The sequence below is a fragment of the Sphingomonas sp. genome (assembly GCF_019242355.1).
GTDB lineage: Bacteria > Pseudomonadota > Alphaproteobacteria > Sphingomonadales > Sphingomonadaceae > Sphingomicrobium.
In genome coordinates this window covers 1-6545 of sequence record NZ_JAFAVR010000183.1, presented here as the reverse complement: position 1 = coordinate 6545, position 6545 = coordinate 1, and the positions used below count along the sequence as shown (strand labels likewise).

Genomic DNA, 6545 nt, shown 5'->3' with positions numbered 1-6545 from the left:
ACGCCCTCGATGACCTGGCCCTCGGCAAGGCTCTGGATGAGGCCGCTGCGCTGCTCGGCGCGGGTCTCCTCGAGGATCGCGCGGCGCGATACGACGATGTTGCCGCGGCGGCGGTCCATCTTCAGGATCTGGAACGGCTGCGGCAGGTCCATCAGCGGGCCGACGTCACGCACCGGGCGGATGTCGACCTGGCTCCCGGGCAAGAACGCCACGGCGCCGCCGAGGTCGACGGTGAAGCCGCCCTTCACGCGGCCGAAGATCACGCCTTCGACGCGGTTGCCGGCTTCGAATTCCTTTTCAAGCTTGTCCCACGCGGCTTCGCGGCGGGCCCGGTCGCGCGACAGCATGGCTTCGCCGGCGCTGTTCTCGACGCGGTCGACATAGACCTCGACCTCGTCGCCGACGTTGAGCTCGGCCTTCTGGCCCGGCGCGGCGAACTCGCGAAGCGGCACCCGGCCCTCGCTCTTCAAGCCGACGTCGATGACCGCGAGGTCATTCTCGATCCCCGTGACGATGCCCTTCACCACCTTGCCTTCGAAGGCTTCGTTCTCGCCGCCGAGGCTCTTGTTGAGAAGGTCCGCGAAGTCGTCGCGGGTCGGGAATGTCGTGGTTGCCATAAGGTTCGGTGTCTCTCGTCTTCAAATCGGGCCTGCCGCGTGCCCGCCACCGTGGCGAGGCTTCACATGCGGACCTGGTTCTCTCAAACTGCCGCCGAAGCCCCATGCGCCGGTGGCGCCAGACGGTACCAGCTGCGGAAGCGCCCCCAAACGAAAGAGCGCGTCGAGAGCCGGACGGCACCCACGCGCTCGCGAGAAAGCGGGCTTCCGCGAGCAGCTTGACGCCCGCCGGACGCCCGCGCCCTTAGCCGAGACGACCTGTAACCGCAAGTTGCGGCGGCCCCAGGCCGGGGAATTGTCCTAACCTGGGTTGTGAAAGGATCGGGTAACCCTGTTGCCCAAGCCTGCGTTAACGGAAAGCCGGTAAATCAACGACTTGTGGGGGGCCGTTTCTTCGGAAGGGCCTTGAATAATGAACATGTTCGGCAAGCGAAGCGGCGGCGGCAGGCGCAAGGCGCAACGGGAGCCGGCGCCGACGACCGCCGTGTTCACGACCGTCACCCAGTCGCACGGAGCGATCCTCGTCGATCTCTCGGCGACCGGAGCCAGGCTCCGTTCCAGCGACCTGCCGGCGATGGGCGAGGAGCTGATGCTCGCTGTCGAGGCGATCCGCGCCTTTGGCAGCGTGGCATGGGTGCGCGGCGACCAATTCGGGATGGCCTTCGACGATCCAATCTCGCCGCTGGACGTGGTGCAGCTAAGGGCGCGGCTGCGGCGGACCGCCGGCCTCGCTCCCGAGACGAGCGCGGCCATGGACGACTGGACGACGGGACTGGCGCGATAGGGCTGGAAGCGGACTCCGCGTCCTTCGTTCAATCGACGGTTTCGCCATCGTTGACGCCCCACAGGTCGCCGATCGCGATATAGCCGTCGCGCTTGCCGATCGTGATCCGGCACCAGCCGTCACGGCACTTGTCGATCCGCCCGACGACTCCGGGCTCTGCCGTGTAGCGGACTCGGGCGACGCCGCTCGGGCTAACGTGCACGTCGCGCGGCTGTCCCGGCTTCACGAGGGCGGTCCGGCGGTCACTGAGCAACGTAACGAGCATCCAGCCCTGCGCGCCGTCCGGATCTTGGATCAGTCGCCAGGTCTGGTACTTTTTGACCACCCGCACCGGCAGATCGCGGCGCTGATAAAGCCAGACGCCCGGATAGTTGCGGCCCGGGCCGGTCCGCGTCATCGCCTGCCCCGACGCGATCGACGCCCAGTAAGGCGGCTGCTTGTCCTCCTGGGCGGAGGCGGATGTTGTAAGCAAAATCATCGTCATTCCCGCGAAGGCGGGAACCCAGTTTTTCTTTTTCGGCTGGGTCCCCGCTTGCGCGGGGATGACGAGAAGTTTCACTAAGCCCCCGTCAGGATCCGGTCGACCAGCTGCTTCACGGTCGGAACGAAGCCGTTCGAATAGAATGGATCGGACTTGAACCGGAACGCCGCGTGCCCGGCGAACATCAGGTTGTTCTCCACCGGCCCGCCGTGGGCGATGTCCTGGAGCGTCTTCTGGATGCAGAAGCTGCGCGGGTCGGCGAGCCGCCCGGTCGAGTTCTTCTCATTGTCCGCCCAGGACGAGAAGGCGCACTGGCTGAGACAGCCCATGCAGTCGGCCTGGTCCTTGCGGATGATCTTTTCTTCCTCCGGCGTCACGAACACCAACGTGTCGTCCGGCGTCTTCAGCGCATTGGTGAAGCCTTGAGCGAACCATTCGCGGGCGTGGATCAGGTCGCCCTTGGTCACCCAGTAGTTCTTCTTGGTGCCGACGCCGACGTCGAGCTCGAAATGATGCTCGCCGACCGCGTCCTTGGTGAAGGCGATCTGGCGGTCGCTGCGAGCCTCGAGGTTGCGAAGGAACGGGTTGCGGACGGCCGAGGAATAGAAGCCGGTCGGAGAGAAGCGGTGCAGGAGCACGTCGCCTTCCTCCAGGTTCATCAGCCGCTCCTTCCACTCGACCGGGATCGGGCTTTCCTGGGTCAGCAGCGGGCGGGTGCCGAACTGGAACACGACCTGTCCGAGCTCGGGATTGTCGATCCAGTTCTCCCACTCGTCCAGGCGCCACACGCCGCCGGCCATGACGATCGGCACGGTGTCGGCAATGCCATTGTCGCGCATCGTCTGACGTAGGGCAGCGACGCGCGGATAGGGATCCTGCGGCTTGCGCGGGTCCTCGGCGTTGCTGAGGCCATTATGGCCCCCGGCGAGCCACGGGTCCTCGTAGACCACGGCGGCAAGCCACTCCGCCGCCTTGTGATAGGCGCGCTTCCACAAAGCGCTGAACGCCCGCGCGGAGCTGATGATGGGGAGGTAATTGACGCCGTAGGACGCGGCGATTTCACTGAGCTTGTAGGGCATTCCGGCGCCGCAAGTGACGCCGCTGACAAGGCCGCGCGTACGCTCCAGGACGCCGTGCAGCACCCGCTGCGCCCCGCCCATCTCCCACAGCACGTTGATGTTGATCGCGCCCTTGCCGTTCGCCATCTCATAGGCGCGCTGGACCTGGGCGACGGCGCCGTCGATGGCGAAGCGGATCAGCTCCTCATGCCGCTCGCGGCGGGTCAGGCCTTCATAGATCTGCGGGATGATGCGGCCCTCTGGGTCGTAGCTGTCGGCGTTGACCGCACTGACCGTCCCGATGCCGCCGGCGGCGGCCCAGGCGCCCGAGCTCGCGTGGTTGGTCGCCGACACGCCCTTGCCGCCTTCGATCAGCGGCCACACTTCCTTGCCGGCGTAGAGGATGGGCTGGAGGCCCTTGAACACCACTCGTCTCCCGGGCGCGGCGCGCGCCACATTTGCGCCATATAGGGCCGGCGCCGGCTTAATGAACGCTAAAAAAGAAGCGGCGCCCCGGTTGTTCCGGAGCGCCGCCCTTTGTCAGGCTGTGCCTGGGCTTGCTTAGTAGCAGCTGCCGTTGGCGACGGCGGCCCCGGCGACGGCGCCGAGCGCTCCGCCGATGAGCGCGCCGGCGGTGCGGTCACCACGGTCGCGATAGTAACCGCGATAGCCGTAGCGGCCGTTGTCGGCGACCGAGCTACCGATCACTGCGCCGGCGACTCCGCCGATCGCTGCGCCCGCAGCCGTGTTGTTGCCGCAATAGCCGTTGTAGCCGTAGCCGTTGTAGCCGTAGCCGTTGTAGCCATAGTTGCCGTAGCCGTAGTTGCCGTATCCGCCGTAATATGCGGGGCTGTAGCCGTAACCATAGGCGGGGTAACTGTAACCGTAACCATAGGCCGGGGCCCCATAGCCATAGCCATAGCCATAACCGTACGAAGGATAGCTGCGGATCACGACACGCGTGCCGTAATTCCCGTAGCCGTAATTGCGGTAGCCGTAGTTACGGTAGCCGTAACCGCCGTAGTTACGATAGCGGCCACGATCACCGTCATGATCGCGATCGCGATATGAATAGGAGCCGTAATTGTTGTTGTAATGCGGACGCGCGTCCGCAGCAGCCGGAAGCGCAACCAGCGACGACGCCGCAAGCGCAAGACCGATGACCTTCTTCATCGAAATACTCCTCGATTTATAACGCATCGACCCCGTTAAGCAGCCGACTCGACGGTGGTTTTGCACCTTGAGGGCTGTCGTGGGGATGAACACGCTTCGAGGGTGTCAACGCGCGAAATTAACCAATGTCTCCATGCTCATCGCGGTTCGACGCGATAGTCCAGCCCGATGTCGACGGCGGGGGCCGACTGCGTGATCCGGCCGACCGAAACAAAGTCGACTCCACTCTCGGCAATCGCGCGGATGGTGTCGAGCGTGACTCCGCCCGACGCCTCGAGCGGCACGCGCCCGTTGACCAGAACGACGGCCTCGCGGAGCGTTGCCGGCATCATGTTGTCGAGCAGCAGCCGGTCGGCGCCCGCTTCCAGCGCCGGCTCGATCTGGTCGATCCGGTCGACCTCGACCTGCACGTGAAGCCCAGTGTTCGCCGACCTTGCTCGGCGCACCGCCTCGACGATGCCCCCGCACGCCGCGACGTGATTATCCTTGATCAGAACCCCGTCGTCGAGGCGCATCCGATGGTTCGACGCGCCGCCCATCCGCGCCGCATATTTCTCAAGGACGCGAAGGCCCGGGATTGTCTTGCGCGTGTCGAGCAGCGTCGCCCCGGTACCGGCGACCGCGTCGGCGTAGCGGCGCGTCAGCGTCGCGATGCCCGACAGGTGCTGGACCGTGTTCAGCGCCGACCGCTCCGCCGTCAGCATGGCGCGCGCGTTGCCAGCGAGGCGCATGAGGACGCGCTCTTCCGCCACTCGGTCGCCGTCGCTGCACTCCACCCGGATGTCGACCTCGGGATCGAGCTTGCGAAACACTGCGACAGCGATGTCCAGCCCGGCGACGACAATCTCCTGCCGCGACGCCATGACGGCGGCAAGCCGCTCGCCATCCGGGATGGTCGCCGCCGATGTCACGTCGCCGCCCGAGCCGAGGTCTTCGGCAAGGATGCGGGCCACGAATTCGTCAGTGTCGAAATCTTGGGGAAGCGGCATTCGGGGGCCTTAGGCGAGCGCGCCCGGAAAGCTCAAGCGGCGGGCTGTGGAGCCTTGGCGAGGCTCCAGCGCCCGTCCTGCTTCGCGAAGGCCTGGGCGTCGGCCGCGCGATACTCCTCGCCGCTCCACGTATAGACCGTCAGCACCACGCGCCCCTCGGCGATGTCGAGGAGGTTGAAGCTCTGGTCCTGATCGCGCACTCGGGTCGACGTCGCAGTCCCGGCCTGCACCACCAGCGCTCCGCCGGCTCGGGTAACGAGGTCGCTGGCATTGTTCACCGACGCGTGATGGTTGTGGCCGGCAAGAAGCATGTCAACGCCGGCTTCCTCGATCGCGTCGAGCGCCATCTCCTGCCGACCGATCGCGCCCTGCAGCTCGTCTCCGACCTTGAGCGCGAACAGCGGGTGATGGGTGACGAGGACTCGGACGCTTTCGGAATCGGCCCGGGCGAATGTTTCCCGAATGAACTCCACCTGCTGCGCATTGATCCGCCCGTCCTTGAAGGTCAGCGAGCGCGCGGTGTTGATGCCGAGCACGATCGCGCCGCGCAGTTCGTGCACTGGGCACAATATGTCGTCGATATAGCGCTTGTACCGGGTCAGCGGCGACAGGAAGCGCCGAAGGACATCGTAGAGCGGGACATCGTGATTGCCCGGAACGCCCAGCACCTCATGTCCGCCGTCGCGGAGCCGTTCCAGGAAGCGGCAGGCCTCGGCGAACTGCTCGGTTCGCGCGCGCTGCGTGAAGTCGCCGCTGACGACCACGAGATCGGGTGCGAGCTCGTCGACGCTGCGCTCGACCGCAGCAACGAGCTGGTCGTCATGCGCTCCGAAATGCAGGTCGGACAGGTGGACAATCCGCGCCATGCGGGGTCAACAATGCGCGGGCCGTCTTGTTTCAATCCTCCCCGGAACGGGGAGGTGGCGGGGCGCAGAGCTGACGGAGGGGTCCCCGTTATCCACAGCGTATACGCCGACGCCCTTCCACCATGCTTCGCATGGTTCCCCTCCCCGTTCCGGGGAGGATCTAGAAGTCCAGGAAGAGCAGCAGCTTGACGTCGACGCCAAACCCCTCGCGTCGCTTCTGCTCGATGAAGGCGGGCACGTCGGCGCGCGGCACGAGATGGACATTGATGTTCTCGCCCTCGTCGCCACCGCCGTCGCCGATCTTCGAGAGCCCGGTCGCGCGAACCAGCGTGAAGCCTTCCGATACCATCCCGGGCGACGCGTAGAAATCGCCCAGGCGCTCGACATGGCGGGCGGTGAAGCCGGTCTCCTCTTCCAGTTCCTTGACCGCGGTGCCCTCGATCGTCGCGTCGGGGTCGGTGTCACCGACCAGGCCGGCCGGAAGCTCGAGGCAGCGCTTGCCGAGCGGCACTCGCGGCTGATCGATGAGGATCACCCTGCCGTCATGCTCGGCAAGGATGACGACTGCGCCGATATT

The 6545-nt window shown here is 65.9% G+C and carries 8 protein-coding genes; 1 reads left to right on the top strand and 7 read right to left on the bottom strand.

Annotated elements, in window-relative coordinates:
• Positions 1-617: S1 RNA-binding domain-containing protein (locus JOZ79_RS09275; protein ID WP_294073463.1), on the bottom strand; the 617-nt coding region annotated here is incomplete at its 3' end.
• Between the two features lie 412 nt (positions 618-1029).
• Between JOZ79_RS09275 and JOZ79_RS09270 the strand changes: the two genes are divergently transcribed.
• The gene (locus JOZ79_RS09270; RefSeq protein WP_294073461.1) at positions 1030-1401 is read left to right on the top strand and encodes a PilZ domain-containing protein; all 372 of its coding nucleotides are present in this window, start codon (positions 1030-1032) and stop codon (positions 1399-1401) included.
• 28 nt (positions 1402-1429) lie between these two features.
• On the opposite strand, the gene JOZ79_RS09265 is transcribed toward JOZ79_RS09270, so the two are convergent.
• The 6 genes from JOZ79_RS09265 to JOZ79_RS09240 all read right to left on the bottom strand — a co-directional run.
• Positions 1430-1879: an SH3 domain-containing protein gene (locus tag JOZ79_RS09265; RefSeq protein WP_294073459.1), complete on the bottom strand. Its 450-nt coding sequence runs from the start codon at positions 1877-1879 to the stop codon at positions 1430-1432.
• Between the two features lie 80 nt (positions 1880-1959).
• On the bottom strand, positions 1960-3366 hold the full coding sequence (locus tag JOZ79_RS09260) for a nitronate monooxygenase (RefSeq protein ID WP_294073465.1): 1407 nt from the start codon (positions 3364-3366) through the stop codon (positions 1960-1962).
• Positions 3367-3501: 135 nt separating this feature from the next.
• Positions 3502-4113 (bottom strand): glycine zipper 2TM domain-containing protein, encoded by a 612-nt coding sequence (locus tag JOZ79_RS09255; protein WP_294073457.1) that lies wholly within the window; start codon positions 4111-4113, stop codon positions 3502-3504.
• Positions 4114-4250: 137 nt separating this feature from the next.
• Positions 4251-5102, bottom strand: a complete 852-nt coding sequence (gene nadC, locus JOZ79_RS09250; RefSeq protein ID WP_294073455.1) for a carboxylating nicotinate-nucleotide diphosphorylase — start codon at positions 5100-5102, stop codon at positions 4251-4253.
• A 32-nt stretch (positions 5103-5134) separates the two neighbouring features.
• Positions 5135-5968 carry a metallophosphoesterase gene (locus JOZ79_RS09245; RefSeq protein ID WP_294073453.1) on the bottom strand — a complete coding sequence of 278 codons (834 nt, stop codon included), beginning with the start codon at positions 5966-5968 and terminating at the stop codon, positions 5135-5137.
• A 160-nt stretch (positions 5969-6128) separates the two neighbouring features.
• A partial coding sequence (locus tag JOZ79_RS09240) for an NUDIX hydrolase (protein WP_294073451.1) occupies positions 6129-6545 on the bottom strand: 417 nt, incomplete at its 5' end.

Bases quoted from the DNA above. Each gene is read 5' to 3' on its own strand.
- JOZ79_RS09255 (WP_294073457.1), bottom strand. From the start codon at position 4,113: ATGAAGAAGGTCATCGGTCTTGCGCTTGCGGCGTCGTCGCTGGTTGCG.
- JOZ79_RS09265 (WP_294073459.1), bottom strand. From the start codon at position 1,879: ATGATTTTGCTTACAACATCCGCCTCCGCCCAGGAGGACAAGCAGCCG.
- JOZ79_RS09245 (WP_294073453.1), bottom strand. From the start codon at position 5,968: ATGGCGCGGATTGTCCACCTGTCCGACCTGCATTTCGGAGCGCATGAC.
- nadC (WP_294073455.1), bottom strand. From the start codon at position 5,102: ATGCCGCTTCCCCAAGATTTCGACACTGACGAATTCGTGGCCCGCATC.
- JOZ79_RS09270 (WP_294073461.1), top strand. From the start codon at position 1,030: ATGAACATGTTCGGCAAGCGAAGCGGCGGCGGCAGGCGCAAGGCGCAA.